Annotated in this window: 1 protein-coding gene; it reads left to right on the plus strand. The window is 74.5% G+C overall.

The genetic code is table 11. From position 1 onward, the window contains the following. Positions 1-239 (plus strand): NRDE family protein (locus CVH10_RS24020; RefSeq protein ID WP_146143386.1); only part of this gene is annotated, 239 nt, incomplete at both ends.

Genomic DNA, 239 nt, shown 5'->3' on the forward strand with positions numbered 1-239 from the left:
AGTGCGACGACCTGGCCGCCTGGCTGACGACTCTCGCCGCCTCCGACGCCCGACGCTATGCCGGCTTCAACCTGCTCGCCGGAGACGGCCGGCGCCTTTGGCACCTGCATCGGGGACGCGAGCGAATCGCCCTGCGGCCGGTCGCCGCGGGCCTCCACGGCCTGTCCAACGCCGACCTGGATAGCCCCTGGCCCAAGCTGATCGCCGCGCGCCAGGGGCTCGCCGCCGGCCTGCATCGC

Source organism: Halomonas sp. ND22Bw, from assembly GCF_003011945.1.
GTDB lineage: Bacteria > Pseudomonadota > Gammaproteobacteria > Pseudomonadales > Halomonadaceae > Halomonas > Halomonas halophila.